We start from the raw sequence: 26,103 nt of genomic DNA on the forward strand, positions 1-26,103 counted from the left end.
GGAATCCATCGCACATCGAATGCGCATGTGATTCAAATTGTCGAAGAATACATTACTTATTATAACAATATCCGCATTCAAACGAAATTAAACAGCCAATCGCCGGTACAATTCCGACAACCGGCTGCATAATAAGGTGTTTTTTGACTGTCTCAAAAAAGATAGTCAGTGCCCCTCCTGATTTAGGAGGTTTTTTTGTGTCACGTCCGCTTTTGTTATTCAAATAAATGTTCGTACGGTGTAATGTCAATTTCCATCGAATCTAATTTCCTTCGTAAAAATTTATGATCGCGCTTCGGGGTAGCGAGTATATAACCGCGGATAATATGATCGAAGCTAATCGTTTTAGCACGATCCTCTAACGCAATCTGACCGATTTTAGCGCCGATTTTCTGTTTGGCGACGTCACGGAATAATTCCGGAACGGGGCTGACAAGTTCATTCAATAGATCTTTCGCTTCCTCATTCCAGAGATGAAGGGATTCATTCACATAATGTTCTTCCCAATCAAGCGTCGATTTGCCGTCTGCCTTCGGAAAGACTTTCAGGAATTTGCGGAACATGAAAAATCCCCCGACTCCGAAAAGCCCGATCAAGACGACACACCAAAAAATGATGAACCACATAAACAAGTCTTGCAACTGACTTCACCTCTTCCATTCTACTCCCCATTATAAGAGTATTTGTAAAAAAATTCACGGACAAAGTATCCTTTTTCCTTTTTACAGTCTATATAACGTGTGAAAGGAGGGGAAAGCAATGGCGACAATCGAATTTAGACATGCAGTTGGAAGAGTGTATTTCGACGGCGGTATGACAGAAGATGGGAAAATGATTCGCAAAACAAAAACCTATCGCAATCTAGCAGAAGGGGCAACTGCAGAAAATCTGTACAACGCCCTTTCACAATTGGCACAGCTCTCTGAATATCCGTTTATCGGAGCAGAGAAAGTGGAAACTGCAGACATTATGAATTAATGGAAAAGGGGGAGTAACAAATGGCAAAAACATTACAATTGAGCTTTACAACAGCCGAAGGGAAGCAGACATCACTGACGGTGGATGAACCGAAGGATGGATTGACACCTGTTGAAGTGGAAGCGGCTATGCAGCAGATCATCAGTTCAGGTGTATTTGAAGTGGATGGTTCACCGCTTGAAACAGTGAAAGGCGCCAGAATCATCGAGCGGACTGTCACTGAACTTGTAAACGAATAATTTGCACTATACTCCCAGTCCCGCGCTGGGAGTCTTTTTAAATTCAAATTCAAGAGAGGGGGTTTCAAAATGGATCAATGGCTGGAACTTATACAACAGATCGGATTCCCGATTTTTGTATCATTTTATCTATTGCACCGGCTTGAAACGAAGCTCGAAGCAATTCATAAAGCGCTCATTTCGTTAAATGTGAAGTGAACTTCATCAAAACGTCAATGAATTGACAAGATCGTTTGACCCGCTAGGTTGTTTGAAAATGCACTATCCACTATGATAAACTAAGAATGAAAGTGGAGGAGTCTGCATATGCGTAAAAGAATTTTTTTATCATCCGTCCTCATACTCATGCTATTAGTAAGTGCATGTTCGATGGGCGGATTCAAAGCGGATCATTCTTACAAGATCGAACCGTTTGAATTCACGAATCAAAATCATGAGCAAGTCTCGCTCGACGATTTGAAGGGGACCGTCTGGATCGCCCAATTCGTCTTTACGAACTGTGAAACCGTCTGCCTACCGATGATGGCAAATATGGCAGACCTGCAACAACAGCTGCATGACGAAGGTGTCGAAGATTATAAAATTGTATCATTCACTGTAGATCCAAAAAATGATACGCCCGAAGCGATGCAAGAATACTTGGATGCATTCGATCCTGTCGATCCAAGCAAATGGGAAATGTTGACCGGCTATAGCCAAGAAACGATTGAAAACTTGGCCATCGGATCTTTCAAGACATTCGTTAGTAAAACACCAGGGGTGGACCAAGTCACACACGGTGTTGCATTCAGCTTGGTCAACAAAGACGGTGTATCGGTGAAATCGTATAATGGTGTAGAAAATGTTCCTTACGAGGACATTGTAAAAGATATGAAAGCGCTCATTAAAGAAGAGCCTAAATCCTAACGAGTTATGAAATGAAAAGGGTGGTGCAGTGAAGAAGAAGAAAAAGGGATTATCGATCAAAACCAAAGTTTTCATGATCGTTTTGCTTATCCCCGTGGCTGTAACCACCTTCACTTTATCAACGATCATTTGGACAGGCATCCAGAATCCAGAACTCATCAAGAAATCGGCAAACACAATACTGGAATTTCAAGATCGACATACGGCATTGGTTATTCCGGAAGAGTATATCCCGATTTATAAAGCGGCAGCAGAAGAGTATAGTATTCCTTGGACGCTTCTCGCCGCACACCATCGGATTGAAACCCGCTTTTCAACGATGAATCCGCTATTGTCCCCTGCAGGTGCGGAAGGGCATATGCAATTCATGCCTTGCACATTTGTAGGTTGGGGGTATCCTGGGTGCGAAGGGCTAGGGAAAGGGAATATACCAGATAGGGATAAGACCGATCCTGCAGTCATTCAAAAATATGGTGGATATGGCGTTGACGCCAACGGAGATGGAATTGCAGATCCATTTGATATTGAAGATGCGATCTTCAGCGCTGCACATTATTTATCCAAAAGTGGAGCAGCCGACGGGGAAATTGAAAAGGCAATATTCCATTATAACCACAGCGACAAGTATGTCGAAGATGTCTTATGGTTCTTCAACGAATTTGAGTCCCAAAGACTCGAAAGTGAACAATAAAAAGCGTCAAGAGAAAATCTCTTGACGCTCTTTTTTCGTCTAGACTTCGGGCAGCTAAACGAGCTTCCTTCGCTTTTGTGCTAATTATGATGCTCTACGCATCGATTTCATAATCAAGCTCACAATAAACACGAGGATGATTGCACCGAGTAACGCAGGAAGGATGTAGAAATCCGATACTCTTGGACCCCAATCACCAAGCAGCATGCCTCCGATCCAAGCACCGATGATACCTGCAATAATATTCCCGATGATTCCTCCAGGGATGTCTTTTCCTAAAATAAGGCCCGCAAGCCAACCGATTACTCCACCGATAATTAAAAACCAAATAAAGCTCATCTGATCCATCTCCTTTTTAGTGATTTCATAATTGCTTATGTAGTATTTGAATATCCGTAAATTACATACATTAAACATCTACGCAATTGAAATCACTAAAAAATCATCAATGGATAACTTTTGCTCCTAACGATTTCTCAAAATGACGAAGCGCCCATTCATGTCCAGCAGAATCAAAGCTGGCAACGCCTTTTTCATGAATCACAAGGTCAAATCCGCGATTATACGCATCAACGGAAGTGTGAAGGATACAGATGTCCGTACAAACACCAACTAAATGTAGTTCCGTAATGCCACGGGCACGCAGCTGCAATTCAAGATCAGTTCCAGCAAACGCACTGTAACGTGTTTTATCCATCCAAATGATCCGATCCTTGTTTTCCTCATACAAATTGTGAAGCGCACCATATGGATTACGTCCTGAAGTACCTTTTAAATTATGAGGTGGAAACAACTTTGTTTCTGGATGATACGGGTCATTTTGTTCGTGAAGATCGACAGGCATAATGACAAGTTCGCCTTCATTCAAAAACCCTTTCGTCAAATCAACGATATACGTCTCCAATTCGATGCCGGGTTGACCACATGTCAACGCTCCATCTTCGGCAACGAAATCATATGTGTAATCGACTACTAACAATGCTCTTTTCAACGTTTCCACTCCCTTTTCATATCTTACTTTTCATCATGCCACATATATAGAAAAAATTCAGTAGAATTCTATCATATGAATCTAAAACTTTGCATAAACAAGTTTTTCAGAATATACTTGACAGTGAGCTGTTTCTTTATGCCCTCATACATATGGTCATTATATTTTCTTATGTAAGACTATAATTTTTATGTATTTTACTTATGAGTTTAGCTGTACTATGATGGAGTAGAGAAACGCTTACACAACCTTTTCAATAGATAAAGGAGGAATACCAATGGCAAAAAGCAATTTGCATAACAGCCGCCAATCTTTCGAATTGAATGGCAAGACGTATAACTATTATCGTCTAAAAGCCCTCGAAGAAGCAGGCATTGCGAACATTACAAGACTGCCTTACTCTGTAAAAGTACTACTAGAGTCCGTTTTGCGCCAACATGACGGGTATGTGATCAAAGACGAACACGTTGAAAACTTGGCAAAATGGGGCAAGGATGCAGATAAGGACGCAGAAGTTCCTTTCAAACCTTCCCGTGTAATTCTACAAGACTTCACTGGAGTTCCAGTTGTCGTTGACCTTGCATCCCTTCGTTCAGCTATGGCTGAAATGGGCGGAGATCCGAACAAAATCAATCCGGAAATCCCGGTTGACCTTGTCATCGACCACTCCGTACAAGTTGACCGCTACGGTTCTGCGGACGCACTCCGTCTTAACATGGAACTTGAATTCGAACGAAACGCTGAGCGTTATCAATTCCTAAGCTGGGCTCAAAAAGCATACGACAACTATCGTGCTGTGCCTCCTGCAACAGGTATCGTTCACCAAGTGAACCTTGAGTACCTTGCAAGCGTTGTCCATGAAGTGGAAAACGAAGATGGCACTTTCGAAACATATCCGGATACACTAGTCGGTACAGACTCCCATACGACGATGATCAACGGGATCGGTGTCCTCGGGTGGGGCGTTGGTGGTATCGAAGCTGAAGCGGGAATGCTTGGACAACCTTCGTACTTCCCAATTCCAGAAGTAATCGGTGTAAAACTAGTTGGCGAACTTCCGAATGGTACAACTGCTACTGACCTTGCACTTAAAGTGACACAAACACTTCGTGCTCATGGCGTAGTAGGTAAATTCGTAGAGTTCTTCGGTCCTGGTGTCTCCAAACTACCACTAGCAGACCGCGCAACTATTGCAAACATGGCACCTGAATACGGTGCAACTTGCGGATTCTTCCCAGTCGATGAAGAATCACTAGATTACATGCGTTTGACAGGCCGTGAAGAAGAGCATATCCAAGTCGTCAAGAAATATCTTGAAGTAAACGACATGTTCTTCACTCCGGATAAAGAAGACCCAACCTATACAGAAGTAATTGAAATCGACCTAACAAAAATCGAAGCGAACCTTGCAGGACCAAAACGTCCACAAGACTTAATTCCGCTTTCCGGATTACAACGTTCTTTCAGGGACTCCGTAGTAGCTCCAGAAGGGAACCAAGGATTCGGTTTAACACCAAAAGAATTCGAAAAGCAAGCAACTGTCGAGTTCGAAGATGGCCGCACAGTCGGAATGAAAACAGGTGACCTTGCGATTGCTGCAATCACTTCTTGTACAAACACTTCCAACCCTTACGTTATGTTAGGTGCTGGTCTTGTTGCGAAGAAGGCTGTTGAAAAAGGTCTTACACCTCCTGCATATGTGAAAACTTCACTAGCGCCAGGTTCAAAAGTTGTTACAGGCTATCTAGAAGACTCTGGTCTTTCAAAGTACTTAGATCAAATCGGATTCAATACAGTCGGTTACGGATGTACGACATGTATCGGAAACTCAGGTCCACTACTTCCTGAAATCGAAAAAACGATTACAGAAAACGATCTATTAGTTTCTTCCGTACTTTCCGGTAACCGTAACTTCGAAGGACGTATCCATCCACTCGTCAAAGCAAACTACTTGGCTTCACCACCACTAGTTGTTGCTTACGCATTAGCAGGAACAGTCGATATTGACTTTGAAAAAGATCCGATCGGTAAAGCGAAAGATGGAACAGATGTATACTTCAAAGATATTTGGCCAACATCGGAAGAAGTGAAGGAAGTTGTAAAAGCGACAGTAACACCTGATCTATTCCGTAAAGAATATGCTCGAGTCTTCACTGAAAACGAAGCTTGGAACGCTATCGAGACGACTGATGATTCCTTGTACGATTTCGATGAAAAATCGACATATATCCAAAACCCGCCATTCTTCGAAGGTCTATCCAAAGAGCCTGCTGATATCCAAGCTCTTTCCGGACTTCGTGTTATCGGTAAATTTGGTGATTCCATCACAACGGACCATATTTCACCTGCAGGTGCAATCGGTAAAGATACACCAGCTGGTAAATACTTGCGTGAGCGCGGCGTAGAGCCACGTTACTTCAACTCATACGGTTCCCGCCGTGGTAACCATGAAGTTATGATGCGTGGTACATTCGCGAATATCCGTATCCGTAACCAAATTGCAAAAGGTACAGAAGGCGGCTTCACAACTTACTGGCCAACAAAAGAAATCTGCCCGATCTATGACGCTGCTATGCGTTATCAGGAAGATGGAACTGGCCTTGTGATCCTAGCTGGTAAAGATTACGGTATGGGCTCTTCACGTGACTGGGCTGCTAAAGGTACTTCACTACTAGGCATCAAAACAGTCATCGCTGAAAGCTATGAGCGTATCCACCGTTCAAACCTTGTCATGATGGGTGTTCTTCCTCTTCAATTTATGAATGGGGAAAGCGCTGAAACTCTTGGCCTTACGGGCGAAGAAGAAATTAGCGTAAATATCGCGGAAGGCGTAAAACCACGCGATATCCTGAAAGTGACAGCAACTGCAAAAGACGGCTCCGTTAAAGAGTTCGATGTGTTAGCACGTTTCGACTCAGACGTAGAAGTAGACTACTACCGTCACGGCGGAATCCTTCAAATGGTTCTTCGTGATAAAATGAAAAACAACTAATAAGTGTTATTGCAAAGGCGCCCGTTAAATCGGGCGCCTTTTCTGTGTTTCATTCCATCTTAAAAAAAATGGACTGAAGATGCATCTTCTCCAAAAGTCAATCATATAATATAAGGTTGCTAACAAACGCACATAGAAATGTAACTTAGGAGGGTTATTTTGGCGAAAGTTAAAAAACTAGGTATGATTGTCACCTCTTCTGTTTTGTCCTTCAGTATGTTTTCGTCGATTGCTAATGCTACAACTTCAGATAATGGACAACCAGAAAAAGTCCGGATTCAAGTCGCTGCCACTGATACTGTTATTACGAAAGAGGAATTGATCAAGAAATTTCGGAAGATGTTCCCCAATCAGTTTGACTTCTTGACGAATAGTGACTTTCAAGTGAGCAGCTCGCATATTTTTCCGGATGATGAAACGATTCGGCATGATCTATATTTCACCAAAACCATCAATGGGAAACGGGTGTATGGGAATATAGGTTTTGTCGGGGAGGATCTGGATATCGAATACTTTTCTTATCAGCCTTCTACTATCACGGATGCTCTATTCCCTGCGAAAGTATCAAAAGAACAAGCAAGAAAAATAGCAGAAGAATTCATGACAAGATTTCTCGATGGAAAAGAGTATCGATTCGAAACGGATACATTCAACTATTATCCGCAGCAAATTTTAACAGAGCCGATACGATACTCATTTTCATTCGCTCGTACCAAAAATCAGGTTTCCATTGCTGACCAAAGAATGGAAGTATCCGTTCTAGGAAATGGGGAAATCGTTGGTTTTTATAAGATGTTTCCAGGTACAACATCATCCACCTTTGATGACGTCACTCAAATAAAAGATAAGAATGCGATGTTAGAAAAAGTTAAAGAAAATCTTTCTGTCGACATAAATTATCAAATTAACTACGACTACCAAACGAGTGACCGCAGTGTGGAGCTCGTCTATCGTCCAACAGCTAAATTGCAAGGAATTGAAGCGGCAACAGGGAAATGGATGACTGCAAAAGGCTACACATCAGAACTCCCCGGTAAGGCAAAAATTGAAAAAATAACGGCAAATCCGCTACCGGTAAAACAGAATCAAATTACTGTAGAAGAAGCGAAAAAGATAGCCGAACAATTTCTTGCGATTAATTCTGATAAAATTACATTAAAGATTGAATCCATTCATGAAATGGAGAACTATAATGGAGTGCCCGTCATATATGTCCAATATATGTATCAGCATAAAACTGGCGGATCAGGATCAAGTCTAGAAATTAATAAAAATACAGGTGAAATTATTCACTACTACAATATGAAAGACCATCTACTGACAGAAATCGGGGAGAATCCTAAAACAGAGAAAGCATTGTCCGAACAGGAAGCACTCGCTAAAGCTGTGAAGTATATAAAAGAATGGATCCCTTCCTATCTTCACAACTATGCAATGCCTGTTGAGGAAGCTTTTTATGATGATAGATTAGGCTCTTATTTCTTCACATTCCCAAGAATTATGAACGATATTGTCGTGATGGGAGATCAAATCAGTGTAGGGATAGCAGCTGACGGTTCGTTAAACAGTTTAAATGTCAACTTTCAGGAAATTGAAAACTGGCCATCAAGCGACAATGTAATTTCGGAACAAGAGGCAAAAACGATTTTGGAACAGGCGCTTACATTAAAGCTCACATATATGAAACATGTAAAAAATGAGAAGGAAAATCATTATGATCTCGTCTATTTGCCTATATTTAACGGGGAACCGTATAGTTATATAGATGCTTATACAGGTGAATGGAATAACTTGTTTAATGGCAAAGATTCGATAACCGTTTCGCATCCTTGGGCAGAACAAGAGCTCAATTATCTCATTAACGCCAAGGTGTTGGATGTGAAAGATGCCACTTCTTTTAACGGGGATGCTTCAATTACAAAAGGAGAAGCATTGAAAGTGCTCATGAATTCAATTACCTATTTCTATTACGGCGGTTATTATCCAGGACAGGAAGACCCGAACCAAACGTTCGATAACATCGACCCTAAACATCCTTTATATCGGGAGATTGAACGTGCTGTAGAAGCGGGCATCATCATAGCGGACAGCCGAAACTTCGATGTAGATTCACCGATTACAAGAGAAGAACTTTCCGTTTGGATGATCCGCGTATTAGGACTCGAGCAGGCAGCAAAGGATAGCAGTATTTATAAACTTGACTTTGCTGATGCCGGTAAAGTGCATTCTGCGAACGCAGGTTATGTAGCGATGGCAAACTCGATAGGATTAATAAAAGCAGAGCAAAACCGCTTCAACCCTGATCGTGAAGTTACGTATGCTGAGTTGGCAGCATCGACAATTCGCCTGGCGCATGCCATTGCTGAAAGCGGAAGAGGGCTGAGGTAATAATCAATAGCTATCAGAATTAGGTTGGCAGCACTGTCGCATACTTCCCTACATTAGGGAGGCATGCGGCTTTTTTATTGTCTTCATAAAATACAAAATTTTACTTTACTTACTAGAACTAAACATATACAATATACATAATTATTAAATATTTAATATTTTTGTAATTAAAAGAACAACTTAGACATCACAAATAGAGGAAATGAGGGGGACACTACTAAATTTTAGGAGGGGTATTTTGTCGAGATACAAAAAAGCAGGATTACTTTTTACTTCATCTATTTTGTCTTTGAGCATGTTTTCATCGATTGCGAGTGCTTCAACTATGGTAAATGGACAACCTGAAAAAGTACGAATCCAAGTTGCTTCCACTGACATTGTTGTCACGAAAGAAGAATTGATCAAGAAATTCCGGGAGATGTTCCCTAATCAGTTTGACTTTTTAACGAATAGTGATTTTCATGTGAGAAGTCCACATATGTATCCGGAAGATGAAACAATACGGCATGATCTATCTTTTACAAAGACGATTAATGGGAATCAGATATACGGGAATGTAGGTTTTGTTGGAGAAGAACTCGAAATTGGGTATTTTTCCTATCAACCACATAGTGTGCCTGATGCTTTGTTCCCCCCAAAAGTTTCAAAAGAAGAAGCAAAGAAAATAGCAGTTGATTTCATGAAGAATTTTCTTGACGAAAAAGACTATCAATTAGAAACGAACACTTTCAACTATTATCCTCAACAGATCTTAACAGAGCCAATTCGTTATTCATTTACTTTTGCTCGTACAGAAAATCAGGTCCCGATTGCAGACCAAATAGTACAAGTATCTGTTCTAGGGAATGGGGATGTCGTAGGTTTTAACAAGATGTCTCAATCGTCTACATCTTCCACCTTTGACGATATCACACAAATAAAAGATAAAAATGAGTTGTTAAAGGAAGTAAAAGAAAATCTTTCTGTAGACTTGAATTATCAAATTAACTACGATTATCAAACGAGCGACCGCACTGTAGAGCTTGTCTACCGACCTGCAGCAAAATTGCAAGGTATTGAAGCGACAACAGGGAAGTGGATGACTGCAAACGGCTATACATCAGAATTTCCAGGCAAGACAAAAATTGAAAAGATTTCAGCAAATCAACTCCCATCAAAACAGGATGGAATAACAGTAGAAGAAGCGAAGAAGTTTGCCGAACAATTTCTTGCCATTGAATCTGATCAAATAAAACTAAATATCGATTCGATTCAGGAAATGGACAACTATAATGGAGTGCCAGTTATTTCTGTCCACTATATGTATATGCATAGAAATGGCGGAAGTGGATCAAGTTTAGAATTCAATAAAAATACAGGTGAAATTATCCGCTATCACAATATGAAGGATCACCTCTTGTTTGATCTTACGGAGAAAGCTAAAAAAGAGAATCACCTGTCCCAACAGGAGGCACTTAGCCAAGCTGTAAAATTTATAAAAGAATGGGTTCCTTCCTATTTGAATAACTATGCAATGCCTGTAGAAGAACCTTATGTTGACGAACGACTAGGTTCGTACCACTTCACATTCCCAAGAATCGTAAATGGGATTCTCGTCAATGGTGATCAGATCGGTGTAGGGATATCGGCTGACGGTTCTTTAAACAGCTTGAATGTCGATTATCAAGAAATCGAAAACTGGTCGTCGAGCGATGAGGTGATATCCGAACAAGAGGCAAAAACAATTTTGGAAGAGGCGCTTAGCCTAAAGCTTACGTATATGAAGCATGCTAAAAATGTAAAGGAAAATCATTATGATCTCGTCTATTTACCTGTATTTAACGAGGAATCACATAGTTATGTGAATGCTCGTACAGGAGAATGGAATAACTTGTTTACTGGCAAAGATTCAATAACCGTTTCACATCCTTGGGCGGAAGAGGAGCTCAATTATCTTATTAACGCCAAGGTGTTGAACTTGAAAGGTGATAAGAGCTTTAACCCTGATGCTGCCATTTCAAAGGGTGAAGCATTGAAAGTGCTTATAAACTCAATCACCTATTTCTATCGTGGCGGTTATTTCGGACAGGAAAACATGAACCAAACGTTCGAAAATATAGATACAAAACACCCGTTATATCAGCAAATCGAGCGTGCGGTTGAATTGGGCATCATTAAAGCGGATAATCCTAACTTTGATGTCGATTCGCCGATTACAAGAGAAGAGCTATCGATTTGGATGATTCGAGTATTAGGCCTAGAGCAGGCTGCGAAGGATAGCAGTATCTTTACATTAGGCTTTGATGATGCTGATAAGGTGCAATCTGCGAATGCAGGTTATATAGCGATAGCAAATTCATTGGGCTTGGTAAAAGCGGAGCAAAACCAGTTCAATCCTTCTCGTGAAGTCACGTATGCGGAATTGGCAGTGTCAACGATTCGCCTGGCCCATGCAATCGCTGAAAGCGGAAGAGGGCTGAGGTATTAATTATTCCCTATTGACACAGTCAAAATGGTCACATATAATACAATTAATTATCTATAAATAAGCGTTGAGAAGGACATGATTCATTTCGGAAACTTTACCAGAGAATAGGGCCATGGCTGGAAGTCCTGTAGCGGAAGAAATGATTTACCGCCTTTGAGCTATCGTAGAGGATTGCATGAAGCAAAAAACTATGATCGGGAGACCGTTATCGATTGAGCACCACGTTTTTTAAACATGGTGAAATCAGGGTGGCACCACGACCGCATTCGTCCCTTTATTGGGGAAGAATGCGGTCTTTTTGTTTTTGTCTAAACGTGTTTCATTAGATTTCAATTAAATATTTAGCGTTGAGAAGGACATGAATCATTTCGAAAGCTTCGCCAGAGAACAGGATCTTGGCTGGAAGTCCTGTAGCGGAAGAAATGATTTACCGCCTTTGAGCTAAAGTAGAGGACTGCATTTTGCAGGAAACTATGATCGGGAGACCGTTATCATTTGAGCGCCTTGTTTTTATGCATGGCGGAATCAGGGTGGCACCACGACCGCATTCGTCCCTTTACTAGGGAGGAATGCGGTTTTTTATTTATAAATCACTAGGAGGAATTGAAATGTCAGTACAAATGGATATTGAAAAAAGGAATCATCGAAAATTAGGGCAGGAACTTGAACTGTTCATGTCGTCTGAGGAAGCGCCGGGCATGCCGTTTTATTTGCCAAAAGGGATGATTGTACGCAATGAGTTGGAGCAGTTTTGGAAGCAAAAGCATCAGGAGGCAGGCTATGAGGAGATCAAGACACCGATTATGATGAAACAGGAGCTTTGGGAGCAATCCGGCCATTGGGATCACTATCACGAAAATATGTATTTTTCCGATGTGGATGAACAACATTATGCTTTGAAACCGATGAATTGCCCGGGGGCCATGCTCATTTTCAATCATAAACGGAGAAGTTACCGCGAATTGCCAATCCGTTATGCGGAATTAGGATTGGTTCATCGCCATGAATTATCTGGCTCGTTGAACGGGCTCTTGCGGGTTAGGGCATTTACACAGGATGATGCGCATCTATTCGTTCGAAAGGATCAAATTGAACAAGAAATTGATCGCGTGTTGGATTTAATCGATGATATCTATTCAGAATTTGGTTTCAGTTATGAAGTTGAATTATCGACAAGGCCAGAGAATTACATGGGGTCCATCGACTTATGGAACGAGGCAGAACAATCATTGGAGGCAGTATTGAAACAACGGGGAATGGCTTATCGGATCAATGAAGGAGATGGAGCTTTTTACGGACCAAAAATTGATTTTCACATTTTGGATTCGTTAGAACGGAGCTGGCAATGCGGAACTGTCCAATTGGATTTCCAAATGCCAGAGAAGTTTAATTGCCGCTATATTAATGAACAAAATGAACTCGAATTCCCGATCATCATCCATCGAGCCATTTTTGGTTCTGTCGAAAGATTCCTTGCCATTCTTGTTGAGCACTATGCAGGGGAATTTCCGTTATGGCTAGCGCCTGAACAAGTAAGAATCATCCCGATAGCCGATAAGCATCTGACTTATGCAAATGAAGTGAAAAAACAGCTTGCTTCAAATGGGTTCCGTGTGGAAGTAGATCACCGTTCTGAGAAAATGGGGTTGAAAATTAGGGAGTCTGTGAAGCAGAAAGTCCCTTATATGCTCGTTGTAGGTGATCAGGAAGTTGAAAATCAAAAGGTTTCCGTACGGAAGCGGAAAGAAGGAGACATCGGACAATTAAGTTTTGAGGAATTGTTATCTGTACTGAACTCTTCAAAGCGTTTGACTGTATCCAGCAAGGGCTAAGCTAAGCGCTTAGTCCTAACGATGTTTCTTTTCAAAATTAATGGAGCTATAATTGACTATAGCTAGAAAATTTTGAAATGTGGGGGGCTTTGATATGTGGGTACAACGTTTTGTTGATACGGCGCGAGGGACTTTCGAGGTTTTTGAAAAAGGGGAGGGCGATCCATTAGCCGTTACTCATCTATACAGCGAATACGACGAACGAGGAAATGCGTTCGCAAATCCGTTTACGGAGCATTATCATGTCTATCTTATCAACTTACGTGGAGCAGGGAAATCGGAAGTTGCGCAATCCGAAGAGCAATATAGCATGAAAGAATCCGTATTGGATTTGGAAGCGATCCGGGAAGCGCTTCATCTACCGAAATGGGGATTTGCAGGCCATTCGACGGGAGGTATGTTAGCTCTTATGTATGCTGTGATGAGGGAAGATTCATTAACAAAAATTGTCGCTGGTGGCGCTGCGGCAAGCATCGAGTATAGTGCAGATCCAGGTAGTATTTATTGCAGGGAGAACCCGAATTTCGAACGTATTGTAGAAATCATGAATCGAATGGATACACCAGATGTGTCATTGGAGGAAAGGCGAGCTTTAGGCAGAGAATGGAATTTGATGTCTTTTCATTATGAGGAGAAAATGGACGTGGCTTTTCAAAAGCCGAATAGCGGTAAGACCGTAGGAGATCGGTTGACATATTTCAGAAAAGTGGACTGCAAGACGTATGACGTCAGGGATGAGTTGAAGCGGGTTGACTTACCTGCATATATATACGCAGGTAAATACGATGCACAATGCCCGCATAAATTCGGTATAGAAATTGCGGAATGCCTACCTAACGCCAAATTCACTTCCTTCACACATAGCAACCATTATCCTTTTTTTGAGGAAGAGGAAGAATTTGATATGTTTGTACGGAGTACATTGAATAGTGAGGGAGTTACTGCATCCAGGCAGACAGGGGTTATATATGAAAAATAATGAACTAGTTGCCTACCATATCGTCACGAATAAAAAAATGCAAATTGGACAGATCATCAACTTTGACGACGAGCAACCTAATACGTTATATCGCTTCTTCTTTGAGAAGGAACAATTGAATTCTAAAGGAGAAGACTCTATACAGATTTTACATGGCCAGTATACTAGTGATGGCTTGAATTTGAATAAGGAAGATGCCGAAGTGGTAAGCAGGTATATGGGGCAAACCATTAGAGCTATTAGAGAAGTCATAACAGAAATGGTGAGATTACAAGAGTACCCTGATTATCCTTCCAGATTGTCGTGCTTATACGCTGCAAAAACATATGATGACGCATTAAAGTGGAAAGAGTTGTTTGATTCCTATAATCGAAAGGTTTTACAGATTGTGAAATTACGAGTAAATGGTCGTTGTTTTGAGGGAGATGCTAACCTTCTGCCAAAAGAAGATGGTATCTCTTTTGCAGCAAAAATTAACCAAGCTAAAGAATACTGGAAGGGTAATGTGAAAAATGAGCTACCTGAGCTATTAATTAATGGGGAAATCGAGGTTGTTGAAATCATTGATGAATTTTCATAAGTAACCTTGGAATCTATCATGATTTTTTTCATTTTATAAAATGCACGCTTGGTAATTAAGCATACTCTAGGAATGATTAGAATGGACGTGAAAACTAGATGAAGAAAATGGGCTGCCCAATTTTGATATTGATATTTCTTTTCATCTTAACTGCCTGCAATGCAAATGATCTGATTGATATGGATGGGGCCCACGCAACAAGTGAGGATATTATCAAACCGTCTGTGAAGTATGTAAAAGACGTTGACGTCGTAAATACCCACGGAAGTATTAAAGGGTTAGAGAGTATGCAGAACTTCTACGATAATTTGCAGAATGGTATTTCATCTGACTTGCGAATTGTCCATTACACAATTGAAGGGGATCCAATCGTTACAGATCTGAAGTATAAGGAAGATACTGTAAAAGTTACCTATGATTCAACACGTGACAAATTCGGAAATGGTGAAATAAAGACATTTACTTGCACTGATTTGTTGGAGGAAATTAACCCAACGAATACGAACTATATTGCAACCGGTTGCTCAGATGGACTTTCGGGAATGGTACAGATTTTAGCTATTGAGTATGATTTGCAACGACAGGATCTTTTCGAAATCGAATTGAAATACGGTAAAAACCTAGAAAATGAAGTGAATACAAAAACAAAAGAAGCTACAGAAGTCATTAACTCAAAAGAAGCTAGGTCAACTAGTGATTTTCAACTGTCTTCAAAAGTAAAACAAGAAGTCTATAAACTGTTAATTACTGCAAATTATTTAGGTGATATCGAATTAAATAGCAACTGCCATTCAGAAGAGTTCAAGGAATATTATCTAAAGGTCTATATTAACGGCGGCGAGCGTGAATTTCACTGGTCCAGCTGTGATCAAAGCTCGGACAGTGCGAAGTTTACTGAGATTGCTGAATATATTATTACGCAATCTGAAATGAAGCAAGATGAAAATCCTGAAACTGTCATCCAAGGGTATATACTTCAAGTAAACGATGAAACGTTGTTAATCGGAGTGGATTTGAATATTATTCAATACGAATGGCTCAAAGATGAAATACAGAATATAGATTTTGGCTCATACGTATTTGACTTTATTAGCTTGGAAGGTGCTAATACCAATGAGTTCAAGATTGGAGATAAAGTAGAAGCAATTATAAAGGGAACTATAACAGGTTCAACCCCAGGAAGAGCGTACGTGAAAGATATTAAGAAAATTTATATAACAAAATAATGAAAAAGTCATTTGATTGAAAATAATTACAAGTAGTTAGAAGCACCGTTGATTGAAGCGAAGGCGGCGACTCCTGCGAAAGCCGTCACGAAGAACGGCTTTTGCGAGCACAAGCGCAGCGTTGCGAGCAGGATATGGAAGGCTGCCTTAATTTCTGCAAAGAACGCAGAAATTAAGGCAAATCGAACCCTTCGCCGTTCGATTGGAAAGCGTCCGCCTGGAGCGGAAATCAACATTATTCTCATACGTATTCTAAACAAGTTACACAAACAGCAATATGCCGATCTCTTTTGTATAATAGACAAGAGAGGTGATGACAGTAGTGTTTGTCAGTGAAAAAGAAGTGGAAATCCGCTATGCGGAAACGGATCAGATGGGGGTCGTCTACCATGCCAATTATTTGGTATGGATGGAAATTGGCCGAACGAGCCTTATTAAGGACCTGGGATTTACATATGCCGGTCTTGAAGCAGAAGGGTATTTGTCGCCTGTTATCGATTTATCCATTCAATATAAAGCTGCGATGAGATACGGACAGACTGCTACTGTACGTACATGGGTCGAATCTCATCATAAACTTCGTACAGTGTATGGATACGAAATCCTTCATGAAGATGGGACAGTTGCGGCAACCGCCACTTCTGAACATATTTTAGTGAAACGGGACAACTTCCGACCGGTTGCATTACGGAAAATCGATCCGGAATGGGATGCGAAGTATATGGAAATTAGAAGGGTGACCGACTGATGGCGTTTGGCATTAATCGGGAGGAATTAAAAGCTTGGAAAGAAAAGGTTCGCGCGGGAGAAGTCGCTTTTTTGACCCACTATTGGCTGGACGATCGTTTTCCTGATTGTAAAACTGTTACGAAAGCTGGATGCGCGGACATCGATAAATTGATTGAGTGGGGTAAGAAGTACGGTTTACAACCCGAATGGATTGATTATCGTGAGGATTATCCTCATTTCGACCTTTTTGGTAAAGCTGAAGTACAAGCGTTATTGGACGCCGGTTTGGAAGATCAAGTAAATCGATTTAATCTACTAAATAAGCATGAGGGATAACTCTTCATGCTTATTTATTTTGCCTAAGCTTGCAAGGCGTATCCGCATACAATTGAGAGAGAGGAATTGTCTTCATGGAAGGATGGAGAGATGAGGGCAATTGTGTTTATTGGATCGGCAACGACAGGTTCAAGTAGGGAGGCAATGGATGCTGCAGCGCGGCTAGGTTACACAGTCATACTACTGACGAATCGGAAGGCTTTTTTGCAAAGGATTCCTCAAGACGCTCTTATCAAATATATGGAATACATGGACGAAGTAAGCGTTAGAAAAAAAATCATTCAATTGCTACAAATAGACTATGATATCCGGGCGGTCATCAGTTTTATCGATCCGTACGTCTCCATGGCTGCAAGACTTTCAAATGAATTTTGTAGTACCACCATTTCATACGAAGCATTGAAATTAATGGAAAATAAAATAAAGACACGAATGGCACTGCGTCACAATGAGGCAACTTGCGAATTTGAAATAATAACTTCAGATAAACCCCAGTCTTCTACCATCAACTATCCCTTCATTCTTAAAAATCCCAATTCGAACGGTTCGAAGGATGTCTATTTCATTGAAGATGAAACGGAATTTGAAATCGCAAAAAAGAAAATTACGAAACAAAATTCTGGAAAGCAGATTCTCATAGAAGAATTCATCGATGGACCCCAATACGTAATTGAGGTTATTGTCAATGAGTCAATCCCGATTATTGTAGCAATCATTCAGCAGGAGATTACTCAAGATTATACATTTATTGTCACTGCTTACGATGCTGTTTTGAAGATGGATGAATCAGTTTACCTAAGCCTATGGCATGCAGTCACATCCATCATTCAGAAAATTGGCCTTCATCATGGCTCTTGCCATTTTGAAATGCGCCATACCTCAAATGGATGGAAACTGATCGAACTGAATCCTCGCATTTCTGGAGGAACGATGAACCGAATGATTGAAGAAGCTTTCGGCATCAATCTTGTCCAGGAAACAATCAAGCTTTACGTTGGGGAAGAACCTGATTTAATTCGTAAGAAACACCTGGCAGTGCATACTTCCTATATTACAGTCAATAGCACTGGATATTTACTGGCGATTGATGGGCTTGACCAAGCTGCAGCATGCACGGGAGTAGTTGACGTAAAAGTCAAACCGTCTATCGGTAGGACAATGATGCCACCGTTATCGATGGGACATCGATATGGTTATGTCATGGCTGTCGGTGAGTCTTCGGATGAGGCAAGGGAGCGAGCTGAAGATGCCATCAAGTTGATTAAATTCTACTTGGAACCACTATAAAAAATCATTACTAAAAGCTGAAGGGACGTGGGGAAAATGAAAATGTACAGCCTATGCGAAGAGATTAAAGAATTATGGAAGGAGCAGCAATTGCTTGCGGAATTCGGAAAAGGATTTCGTTTCATACATGTGCCTCAGCAAGACACCATCCCCTTCATGCTGCTGACCGCAGATCACCTAACCCCTTTCACCGCAATTATCGAAGGAGATTCTACTCCTTACTTCAGAGTGGAACATGTCTACGAGGGAAGCTATTTTGTACAATTGTCACTTCTTAAGCCTATCGACTTAAAAGGGCAGCATGCTCATTCAGAGCGAGATCTTTTTTCTCTCAAAAAGACGACCCAAAATATCGTCATCAACATTAGCAAATTTAGCACAATCAATCCTCTATCCCACGATCTCGTTGGCCGCCCGTTACCGATCATAGAGTCAAAAACATAGAAATAGAAAACGATATCTTTCGTTTGATAAACTCTTGTCATTATCATTTCGAATGAACATGAATGAACTAGAGAGAATCGTTAAATTGAGTAAAGGAGAATGTTCATGACTATCATAGGCATGTTGCATCATCGCAAAGATCCGGAAACGGTCATGAAAGCATATGCATTTGCAGCGGTAGCCCAAGCGGAAGGAGCAAAGTTTTTCTACTTTTCACCCGGTGAAGTGAACTTTTTAAATCGTACGATCAAGGGACAAGTGTATGAAAAAGGCAAATGGCAGACGAAAATTATGCCATTTCCTAATGTCATCTATAATGCCGGCAGCCCGGAGAAACTGTCGAAGTCGAAAGAGACGATCGATAAGTTGAAAAAAGAAATTCCTTTTACAACCTATTCAATCGGCAATAAATGGAGTGTGAGCCGCCGACTGAAAGAAGCGAAGGAATTCGCGAGTTATATAATTCCTACAGAAGTTGTCAAAAATGCAGATCATTTCTTCAAATTCCTTTCAGCTTTTGAAAAAGTGGTCTTCAAACCGATTGATGGACGAAAAGGGAAAGGGATATATTTCATTGTGCAGGAAGGCGAGAACTTTTTGCTCAAAGGAGAAGGGATGAACAAAACATTTGGAACTTCTCAATTGAATGGATTTATTCAACAGAAATTGTCGAAAGAGACGTTCATCGTCCAGCCGTATATCCAATCTGTCACGAAAACAGGGCAAGTATTTGATTTCAGGCTTCATGTGCAAAAAAATGGGGAGGGCAAGTGGGTCATTACGACGATTTATCCAAGGATTGCCCCACAGGGATCAATCATTGCCAATATTAATAGTGGTGGCTATACGAACTATTTAGATCCTTTTTTGGAACAGGAATTCAAAGATGAAGCATTTAATATTCGAAAAAAATTAGAGTTCTTTTCATTATCACTTGCCAACCATTTGGATGAACTGCAAATGGAAAAATTCGGTGAAGTGATCGATGAAATTGGCATTGATATCGGAATGGATGAACAACGAAAACTATGGATCTATGAAGTGAATTGGCGTCCAGGTTGCCCGCCGGCATTCTATCTTGAATTGGATGTCGTCAAAAATACGATTCAATATGCCATGTATATTGCGAAAAACCAAAAAGCGATCCAATCAAAAATCCAGGAAATTAAGCGTAAAAGATCGAGAGAAAAGCAAGCGACACCGATTATCGCCATTACTGGCAGCGCGGGAAAAACAACGACGAAAGCTTTTCTCTCATCCATTCTCTCAAAAAAATGGAATGTGTTTGAATCGAAGGATTACTGGAATACAACGGAACATACGAAAAAACATGCCGCGGATATCAATTCATCTCACCAAGCCGTTGTCCTCGAATATGGAATGGCCTATCCTGGAGTCATCACCGAGCATTGCCGAATTATCCAGCCCAATATGTCAATCGTGACGAATGTCGGACTCGCGCATGTAGGCAACTTTGCCGGTGATCCGAGGGGGGTGGCGAAAGCCAAGTCCGAATTGATTCACGGGATGGATCAATATGGAGTGCTTTGTTTAAATAAAGATAACGACAATTCGCGATTTTTGGAAACACAAGATTTCAAAGGGAAGATCATTACGGTAGGGATTCATAACCCTGCGGATTATCGTGCATATGACGTCCAATACAGTGATCAAGGAATGAATTTTAAAATGAAGCTTGAAAACGAAGAAATCGATTTGTTTATACCGATCTTCGGCGAGCATCATGTGTATAACGCATTGTCCGCGATTGCGATTGCTGATCAGCTTGGTTTTTCTCCGATGGAAATCAAGGCGGGCCTCCTATTTAAGAAGCCGCCAAGGCGACTGACAATCTATAATTGCAAAGACAACATTACATTGATCGATGATACGGTCCATTCACATCCGGAAGGCGTCCGAGCGGCAATCGATGTGCTTGTTAATTTGGCAAAGCACCGTAAAATCGCGATTATCGGACAAATGAGGGAACTTGGGGATCTGCGTGAAATAGAATATCGAAAAGTAGGAGACTATGTTCAGGAGCAAGGGATTGACCTGTTGATTACTTACGGATTTAGGACCGAGGAAATTGGGGCTCAGGCGATGAAAAGAGGGATGGCAGCGGACAAAATCTACCATTTTACAGATCGAGAGAAATTGCATACATTACTGGCGAAGTTGATTGAAAAGGACGACACAATCCTTATTAAAGGTGCAAGCAAAACGAATATGTTTGAAACTGTTAAATTTATCGATGAAAATTATAGTTGATTAAAAGAGAGGACTCCTAAAAATTGGAGCCCTCTCTTTTATTCTTTCAAGTGAAATTGAATTTCTTGGGCGCCCTTTTTAGCTAATCCTTTTGCTGTCTCAAGCGTCTCTCCTTGGGCGATGACATACGCATACCGGTGACCCATTGATAGTGGCGGCATTAGCTGCGTTCCTTTTTTCGGCTTGACATACACTTCAACGACACCTGGTGATTTCCTAGCCCTATTCTTACCGGTCACTTTTTCTAGAATTCCTTTTTTATCGACAATGACATATTGGGTGTAGACGTAATTTTGATGTTTTGGGGTTAAGGTTGGTTTTTTACCTAAGTATAATTTCAATGTTTCTTCGACTAAGTCAAAGCCAAATGCAGCTTTCAGCATATTATTCATTGCACCGCCTGATATCCTTGGATTGATTTCAATAAGTTTCCATCCATGATCCGTCAATCGCATTTCGACATGCAATGCTCCGTTACGGATATCAAATTTCTCGACGATCGATTCAAGCACTTTCATGATACTGTCATTTAATTGTCTTGGTACAAATCCGAGCACTCCGTATCCAGTAATGATAAACCGCTTGCCATATGTGATTTCTTGTTCGACGACACCTGCGATTTGAATTTGTTTGTCATGGACAATCGCTTCCACCAAATATTGTTCCCCTTCGATGAACTCTTCAATAATGATGGATTCATCCGGATTTTTTTCGTTCAATTTCAGAATATGACGATTCAACTGCTCCAAATCAGTTGCGCGCAACACATCCTTTGATCCGGTGGATGAAGCAGATTTGACAATAAGGGGGAATTTGGGCAATGCATCTACTGTAGTTGACGTAAGCAATGCATTCGAGGGGACGGTTATATATTTCGGGGAAAAAGGAAGACCATCTAATAATGACCTTGTCCCTGCTTTGTTTTCCATAATATCTACGGCATATGATGATGTGCCGTTTGGGCAGAATTCCTCACATAGTCGTAATGCCCGCCCAACATTAGAGTCGACAAAACTTGTAATCGTCATAATTTCATTTCCCTTTGAAATTAATGAACGGATCTCTCTCTGCATTGCTGGAAGATCTGTCGTGTCGACGAACAACATTTCGTGGACATCTACATATTCTTTCCGCTGTTTGATCTGCTTTTCATTATTTGTAAATAACACAGTGAAATACCCGAGTCTTTCCGCAGCTCTTATAGCTTCCCGACTTGAGCCCGATTTATTTGTTCCGATGAAAATGATCGTTTTCAACAAGTCCACTCCTTCATTTCAGACCACATTTCTGACAACTCTATATAGGTTATGAAGGATTCAATTTTCGACATGGTTATACATCATAGAGGACAATAACTATCACTCATTTCCTCAATACGGGATTTTCGTACAGGCTAGTCGGAAAGGCGGGGCATACGATAAGAAAGGGGGAAGGGAGTGAACGAATGAAACCTCTAACGACAGGATATATCCGGAAAATCATATGCGGAAAACTGGTTCACGGAACTGACAATTTACTTATACAACATGGCGCTTATCGACTTAAACAAGTAAGGCAACCGAATACCATATTATTTTTACAGAGGAAAATTATCAAATGGGAACGGCTAAAGCCTTATTTTCCATTAGCGATCGTAACAGATCGGGAATTGACAATAAATGAACAAAGCGAGAACTTAACAGTAATCAAAGTTGATGATTTACAGGAGTCTTACTGGAAATTTATTAACAACTATCGATCATCGTTCAATATCCCTGTAATCGCTGTCACTGGCACTTCCGGTAAAACAACGACAAAAGAGATGATTCGTCATCTTTTATCGGTCAATTGGAAAGTCGCGTATACGAACAGTACAAATAATTCAAGAACTGCACATTTGACATATTTGCTCGCGATCGATGAAGCGACGGATGTAGCGGTGTTTGAAACAGCAGTGGGAGCGCCTGGAGATATTTCAAAAGCAGCTGCCTACTTGAAACCGACAATCGGTATTATCACGAATATCGGTGAACATCATCTTAATTATTGCAAGTCACTGGAAGGTTATATCGCTGCGAAAGGGGAAATGCGTGACGCTCTTCAACCGGATGGTGTATTGATTATCAATATAGATGATCAGAACACGAGAAAATTAGATTTAACAGATTTTTCCGGAACGATTATAACAATAGGCATCCATTCGAACTGTGATTACAGAGCAAGCGACATCGATTATTCAACCGAAGGAATGTATATGACTGTCGAACATCGACAAAAGAAATACCGAATACTCGTTCCGGGTATCGGAGAACATCAAGTATACAATGGATTGGCGGCAATTGCTGCAGTACATCATCTCGGCATGTCACTAGCCGATATTGCTGTCCATTTCAGGACTTTTAAACCGCTTAATAAGCAACTACAAAAAGTAATCGGGGTAAATGGTTCAACAGTTATTGATGATACTTGGAGTATAACGACGACTTCACTCCGTGCAGCATTGAAAGTACTTGAGCGAATCGGCGAAAATCAAAAAAAAATTGCGGTCATTGGGACGATAACCGATCTAGGTTCTTGGGGTTATACAATTCATGAAATGGCAGGCGACATCATTGCAGAAAGTAATATCCATGTTCTCCTCACAATTGGAAAGCATGCAAAAATAATGGCGGACACTGTTTCTAACAAAGGGGCACCTATTGAAGTGCATTCATTCAATAATCATATATTAGCGTTTGAATTGCTGAAAAAAATTACAACAGAGGATTCTGTCGTTCTCATCAAGGGGGATATGTTCAGCGAGGCAATTAAAAAACTAGCAACCTTATTGAGGAAAACGGAGAAAGACTGAAAGGACGCCGAACATGTTTTGGCCAGAATAATTATCTTAGAAATTTTTAAAAGTGCAAGATTAGGACAAACACCAAGCCGCTCCCTGATCTTTACCAATATAGTAGAGTAGTTTAAAAAGAAAGGAGGGGTTCATTATGGGTATGGAATGTCCTTGTGGTGTATTAGTCAATGCGGTATCTAGAAGAAACAATGTCCGCTTTTCTGGACAAATGGGAACCGTTAGAGGTGACTTGAGGTACATGGCAAATGTATGTGCCACGACTTTGGATGCATCATCATTATCTCTGCAATTTACAGATACGGAGACAACTGGTGCTGAAAACAGTTTTGTATTCGTGGCAAATTCGATCACTTCAGTAGTTTGTAGGAGAGAAGGTCAAAATTGTGAAGTGACTGTCAGAGGCACCGGTCTTGTAAACGGTGTTCAGTTTCCATTCGAAGCGGTCTTCAGAGACCAGATCGAATCGGCAAATGTGGATATTGTACAAAGCTTTGTTATTACTGGTTTCTTCAACCAAACTGGTGCAGCGCCGGTTGCACAAGGTGCTATCACTGCACTCGGCTGTAACGGTGATTGACGGTTGATGACTCCCGGCCTCTGGTCGGGGGTTCTAGTTAACAATTGAAGGAGGGTAGTCTGTGAAGGCCATCAGGGGGCGATTTGGACAATATAAGATTTTGGAGAAGGATCCCAGCTTATCCAAGCATCTATTGGAGACAAAACTTTTCTCAGAAACATCGTTCTTTAGTTTTCTGGAAAAATACAATTGTATGATCATCAAACCGTTAGTGGGCCCTAAAGAAGTACGTATTACAGTTAATGATGAGGCATTTGAATTGGCCACCGAAATTCAAGTCCTTCATTTTACAAGCAAAGAAGAAACATACAAGTATTTGATAGAGCAAGTTTGCACGAGAAAGTCTTATGTCATACAAGCTGTCCCAACAAATCTAGCTAATCGCCATTATCTTTTTACCCTTCACAGAAAATCCCCTAAAGCAATCTGGAAGATCGTCCATTGCACATCTATAGATAAAAACAACATTCGAAGTAAGAATCGATTCCACGGGTGGAAGTTGAATAATTTCTTGATAACAGTAGCAAAGAGGCTTGGTTCTGCTTTTCCGGAATGTCATACAGTCGTCATGGACATTGCCAAAGTTGGAGCCAGGAAGTTTTGGCTCACCGACACGGTTTTACATGAACGGAATAGTAAATGGAGCCAATACCATTCACTTCATCAGAAAAGGTCGTTGCGACAATTCTTGCCGACTACAGATTTATGTACAAAAGAGACATTGTTTGCATTTTTGAACACCTATCCAGAGGTGATCATCAAGCCATGCGTAGGGCAGCAAGGAAGGGGAATTGTAAAAATATCGATGACAAGTGAAGTGAATTTCGAGATCCATGAAAAACAATCTAAAACGGATAAAAACGACTTTGAAGAATTATACAACTATATCTTTGAAAAATATTTATCAACTAAAGACTATATTGTTCAACAGCGCATTTCACTTCTCGAAATTAATAAGAGTCCATTTGATGCCCGAGTGATCACTCAGCTCGATGAAGATCGGTGGATTAGTACCGGGATGGTCGTAAAAGTTGCCGCGAAAAATTACTTTGTTTCAAACCGGGCAAGTAAGCTACTTACGCTGGATGATGCACTGTTGCATACGGAAAATGGGATGTCCAATGAGAATTGTGCGAAGACGTTTGAAGTTGTTTGCCAGAAAGCTGCAAAAAGACTCCAAAAAAACGTCAGGAACATTTCGATTATAGGATTTGACATAGGAATAGATCGAAACGGAGCGGTATGGATAATTGAAGGGAATTATGCACCATCCCTCTCCATGTTTTACATGTTTAGAGATAACGAAATTCATGAACGGATTACTTACTATTTGGTGAAAAACAAAAAGAGGGACTGA

At 40.8% G+C, this 26,103-nt stretch carries 26 protein-coding genes; 21 read left to right on the forward strand and 5 right to left on the reverse strand.

Translation table 11 applies throughout. The features are described 5' to 3' along the window. On the forward strand, window positions 1-132 hold a 132-nt coding region (locus tag MHZ92_RS13715), incomplete at its 5' end, for an IS3 family transposase (protein WP_239432519.1). Window positions 133-215: 83 nt separating this feature from the next. Here MHZ92_RS13715 and MHZ92_RS13720 read toward each other — a convergent pair. After that, window positions 216-626, reverse strand: coding sequence for a DUF2621 domain-containing protein (locus MHZ92_RS13720; protein ID WP_239432520.1), 411 nt, complete (start codon window positions 624-626; stop codon window positions 216-218). A gap of 133 nt (window positions 627-759) precedes the next feature. Between MHZ92_RS13720 and MHZ92_RS13725 the strand changes: the two genes are divergently transcribed. The 5 genes from MHZ92_RS13725 to MHZ92_RS13745 all read left to right on the forward strand — a co-directional run bounded on the left by MHZ92_RS13725 (window position 760) and on the right by MHZ92_RS13745 (window position 2,814). Further along, window positions 760-978, forward strand: a complete 219-nt coding sequence (locus MHZ92_RS13725) for a DUF1659 domain-containing protein (RefSeq protein WP_239432290.1) — start codon at window positions 760-762, stop codon at window positions 976-978. Window positions 979-998: 20 nt separating this feature from the next. Next, entirely contained in the window at window positions 999-1,217 is a 219-nt protein-coding gene (locus tag MHZ92_RS13730) for a DUF2922 domain-containing protein (protein ID WP_239432291.1), read from the forward strand. A gap of 69 nt (window positions 1,218-1,286) precedes the next feature. Next, the gene (locus MHZ92_RS13735) at window positions 1,287-1,415 is read left to right on the forward strand and encodes a YvrJ family protein (protein WP_239432292.1); all 129 of its coding nucleotides are present in this window, start codon (window positions 1,287-1,289) and stop codon (window positions 1,413-1,415) included. Between the two features lie 108 nt (window positions 1,416-1,523). Further along, complete coding sequence (locus MHZ92_RS13740) at window positions 1,524-2,123, forward strand: SCO family protein (RefSeq protein WP_239432293.1); 600 nt, start codon at window positions 1,524-1,526, stop codon at window positions 2,121-2,123. 28 nt (window positions 2,124-2,151) lie between these two features. Further along, on the forward strand, window positions 2,152-2,814 hold the full coding sequence (locus tag MHZ92_RS13745; RefSeq protein WP_239432294.1) for a lytic transglycosylase domain-containing protein: 663 nt from the start codon (window positions 2,152-2,154) through the stop codon (window positions 2,812-2,814). An 84-nt stretch (window positions 2,815-2,898) separates the two neighbouring features. Here MHZ92_RS13745 and MHZ92_RS13750 read toward each other — a convergent pair whose 3' ends face one another. Together MHZ92_RS13750 and MHZ92_RS13755 are read right to left on the reverse strand one after the other, a co-directional pair. Next, window positions 2,899-3,153 (reverse strand): GlsB/YeaQ/YmgE family stress response membrane protein, encoded by a 255-nt coding sequence (locus MHZ92_RS13750; RefSeq protein WP_239432295.1) that lies wholly within the window; start codon window positions 3,151-3,153, stop codon window positions 2,899-2,901. A gap of 106 nt (window positions 3,154-3,259) precedes the next feature. Beyond that, the gene (locus MHZ92_RS13755; protein ID WP_239432296.1) at window positions 3,260-3,805 is read right to left on the reverse strand and encodes a cysteine hydrolase family protein; all 546 of its coding nucleotides are present in this window, start codon (window positions 3,803-3,805) and stop codon (window positions 3,260-3,262) included. Between the two features lie 277 nt (window positions 3,806-4,082). Between MHZ92_RS13755 and acnA the strand changes: the two genes are divergently transcribed. The 7 genes from acnA to MHZ92_RS13790 all read left to right on the forward strand — a co-directional run bounded on the left by acnA (window position 4,083) and on the right by MHZ92_RS13790 (window position 16,269). After that, on the forward strand, window positions 4,083-6,797 hold the full coding sequence (acnA, locus tag MHZ92_RS13760; RefSeq protein WP_239432297.1) for an aconitate hydratase AcnA: 2,715 nt from the start codon (window positions 4,083-4,085) through the stop codon (window positions 6,795-6,797). 159 nt (window positions 6,798-6,956) lie between these two features. After that, the gene (locus MHZ92_RS13765) at window positions 6,957-9,185 is read left to right on the forward strand and encodes a PepSY1/2 domain-containing protein (RefSeq protein WP_239432298.1); all 2,229 of its coding nucleotides are present in this window, start codon (window positions 6,957-6,959) and stop codon (window positions 9,183-9,185) included. 238 nt (window positions 9,186-9,423) lie between these two features. Beyond that, window positions 9,424-11,652: an S-layer homology domain-containing protein gene (locus tag MHZ92_RS13770; protein WP_239432299.1), complete on the forward strand. Its 2,229-nt coding sequence runs from the start codon at window positions 9,424-9,426 to the stop codon at window positions 11,650-11,652. Between the two features lie 608 nt (window positions 11,653-12,260). Further along, a complete protein-coding gene (gene thrS / locus MHZ92_RS13775; protein WP_239432300.1) occupies window positions 12,261-13,484 on the forward strand; it encodes a threonine--tRNA ligase in 1,224 nt (407 codons plus the stop codon). Between the two features lie 94 nt (window positions 13,485-13,578). Further along, on the forward strand, window positions 13,579-14,463 hold the full coding sequence (locus MHZ92_RS13780; protein ID WP_239432301.1) for an alpha/beta fold hydrolase: 885 nt from the start codon (window positions 13,579-13,581) through the stop codon (window positions 14,461-14,463). Next, window positions 14,453-15,043: a DUF2441 domain-containing protein gene (locus MHZ92_RS13785; RefSeq protein ID WP_239432302.1), complete on the forward strand. Its 591-nt coding sequence runs from the start codon at window positions 14,453-14,455 to the stop codon at window positions 15,041-15,043. Before MHZ92_RS13780 ends, MHZ92_RS13785 begins: the two co-directional genes overlap by 11 nt. 122 nt (window positions 15,044-15,165) lie before the next feature. Continuing rightward, entirely contained in the window at window positions 15,166-16,269 is a 1,104-nt protein-coding gene (locus MHZ92_RS13790; protein WP_239432303.1) for a DUF4362 domain-containing protein, read from the forward strand. 26 nt (window positions 16,270-16,295) lie between these two features. Here MHZ92_RS13790 and MHZ92_RS13795 read toward each other — a convergent pair whose 3' ends face one another. After that, entirely contained in the window at window positions 16,296-16,514 is a 219-nt protein-coding gene (locus MHZ92_RS13795; RefSeq protein WP_239432304.1) for a hypothetical protein, read from the reverse strand. Between the two features lie 77 nt (window positions 16,515-16,591). Here MHZ92_RS13795 and MHZ92_RS13800 point away from each other — a divergent pair, with 77 nt between their 5' ends. The 5 genes from MHZ92_RS13800 to MHZ92_RS13820 all read left to right on the forward strand — a co-directional run bounded on the left by MHZ92_RS13800 (window position 16,592) and on the right by MHZ92_RS13820 (window position 21,336). Further along, entirely contained in the window at window positions 16,592-17,017 is a 426-nt protein-coding gene (locus MHZ92_RS13800; RefSeq protein ID WP_239432521.1) for an acyl-CoA thioesterase, read from the forward strand. Then, a complete protein-coding gene (locus MHZ92_RS13805; RefSeq protein WP_239432305.1) occupies window positions 17,017-17,334 on the forward strand; it encodes a hypothetical protein in 318 nt (105 codons plus the stop codon). The genes MHZ92_RS13800 and MHZ92_RS13805 overlap by 1 nt, the downstream gene beginning before the upstream one ends. Window positions 17,335-17,400: 66 nt before the next feature. Further along, window positions 17,401-18,621 carry an ATP-grasp domain-containing protein gene (locus MHZ92_RS13810; protein WP_239432306.1) on the forward strand — a complete coding sequence of 407 codons (1,221 nt, stop codon included), beginning with the start codon at window positions 17,401-17,403 and terminating at the stop codon, window positions 18,619-18,621. Between the two features lie 36 nt (window positions 18,622-18,657). Then, on the forward strand, window positions 18,658-19,065 hold the full coding sequence (locus tag MHZ92_RS13815; RefSeq protein WP_239432307.1) for a hypothetical protein: 408 nt from the start codon (window positions 18,658-18,660) through the stop codon (window positions 19,063-19,065). Window positions 19,066-19,170: 105 nt separating this feature from the next. After that, on the forward strand, window positions 19,171-21,336 hold the full coding sequence (locus tag MHZ92_RS13820) for a YheC/YheD family protein (RefSeq protein ID WP_239432308.1): 2,166 nt from the start codon (window positions 19,171-19,173) through the stop codon (window positions 21,334-21,336). A 38-nt stretch (window positions 21,337-21,374) separates the two neighbouring features. On the opposite strand, the gene MHZ92_RS13825 is transcribed toward MHZ92_RS13820, so the two are convergent. Continuing rightward, window positions 21,375-22,601, reverse strand: coding sequence for an ATP-grasp domain-containing protein (locus tag MHZ92_RS13825; protein WP_239432309.1), 1,227 nt, complete (start codon window positions 22,599-22,601; stop codon window positions 21,375-21,377). Window positions 22,602-22,780: 179 nt separating this feature from the next. Here MHZ92_RS13825 and MHZ92_RS13830 point away from each other — a divergent pair, with 179 nt between their 5' ends. The 3 genes from MHZ92_RS13830 (at window position 22,781) to MHZ92_RS21620 (ending at window position 26,103) form a co-directional block, all read left to right on the forward strand. Beyond that, a complete protein-coding gene (locus MHZ92_RS13830; protein WP_239432310.1) occupies window positions 22,781-24,166 on the forward strand; it encodes a Mur ligase family protein in 1,386 nt (461 codons plus the stop codon). A gap of 211 nt (window positions 24,167-24,377) precedes the next feature. Then, entirely contained in the window at window positions 24,378-24,746 is a 369-nt protein-coding gene (locus MHZ92_RS13835) for a hypothetical protein (protein ID WP_239432311.1), read from the forward strand. Between the two features lie 61 nt (window positions 24,747-24,807). Then, window positions 24,808-26,103 (forward strand): YheC/YheD family protein, encoded by a 1,296-nt coding sequence (locus tag MHZ92_RS21620; RefSeq protein WP_239432312.1) that lies wholly within the window; start codon window positions 24,808-24,810, stop codon window positions 26,101-26,103.

The sequence above is a fragment of the Sporosarcina sp. ACRSL genome (genome assembly GCF_022346605.1).
Lineage (GTDB): Bacteria > Bacillota > Bacilli > Bacillales_A > Planococcaceae > Sporosarcina.

Excerpts from the sequence above, each read along its gene's own strand:
- MHZ92_RS13720 (WP_239432520.1), bottom strand. The coding sequence starts at position 626 with ATGTGGTTCATCATTTTTTGGTGTGTCGTCTTGATCGGGCTTTTCGGA.
- MHZ92_RS13725 (WP_239432290.1), top strand. The coding sequence starts at position 760 with ATGGCGACAATCGAATTTAGACATGCAGTTGGAAGAGTGTATTTCGAC.
- MHZ92_RS13730 (WP_239432291.1), top strand. The coding sequence starts at position 999 with ATGGCAAAAACATTACAATTGAGCTTTACAACAGCCGAAGGGAAGCAG.
- MHZ92_RS13735 (WP_239432292.1), top strand. The coding sequence starts at position 1,287 with ATGGATCAATGGCTGGAACTTATACAACAGATCGGATTCCCGATTTTT.
- MHZ92_RS13740 (WP_239432293.1), top strand. The coding sequence starts at position 1,524 with ATGCGTAAAAGAATTTTTTTATCATCCGTCCTCATACTCATGCTATTA.
- MHZ92_RS13750 (WP_239432295.1), bottom strand. The coding sequence starts at position 3,153 with ATGAGCTTTATTTGGTTTTTAATTATCGGTGGAGTAATCGGTTGGCTT.
- acnA (WP_239432297.1), top strand. The coding sequence starts at position 4,083 with ATGGCAAAAAGCAATTTGCATAACAGCCGCCAATCTTTCGAATTGAAT.
- thrS (WP_239432300.1), top strand. The coding sequence starts at position 12,261 with ATGTCAGTACAAATGGATATTGAAAAAAGGAATCATCGAAAATTAGGG.
- MHZ92_RS13780 (WP_239432301.1), top strand. The coding sequence starts at position 13,579 with ATGTGGGTACAACGTTTTGTTGATACGGCGCGAGGGACTTTCGAGGTT.
- MHZ92_RS13785 (WP_239432302.1), top strand. The coding sequence starts at position 14,453 with ATGAAAAATAATGAACTAGTTGCCTACCATATCGTCACGAATAAAAAA.
- MHZ92_RS13795 (WP_239432304.1), bottom strand. The coding sequence starts at position 16,514 with ATGAGAATAATGTTGATTTCCGCTCCAGGCGGACGCTTTCCAATCGAA.
- MHZ92_RS13805 (WP_239432305.1), top strand. The coding sequence starts at position 17,017 with ATGGCGTTTGGCATTAATCGGGAGGAATTAAAAGCTTGGAAAGAAAAG.
- MHZ92_RS13815 (WP_239432307.1), top strand. The coding sequence starts at position 18,658 with ATGAAAATGTACAGCCTATGCGAAGAGATTAAAGAATTATGGAAGGAG.
- MHZ92_RS13820 (WP_239432308.1), top strand. The coding sequence starts at position 19,171 with ATGACTATCATAGGCATGTTGCATCATCGCAAAGATCCGGAAACGGTC.
- MHZ92_RS13830 (WP_239432310.1), top strand. The coding sequence starts at position 22,781 with ATGAAACCTCTAACGACAGGATATATCCGGAAAATCATATGCGGAAAA.
- MHZ92_RS13835 (WP_239432311.1), top strand. The coding sequence starts at position 24,378 with ATGGGAACCGTTAGAGGTGACTTGAGGTACATGGCAAATGTATGTGCC.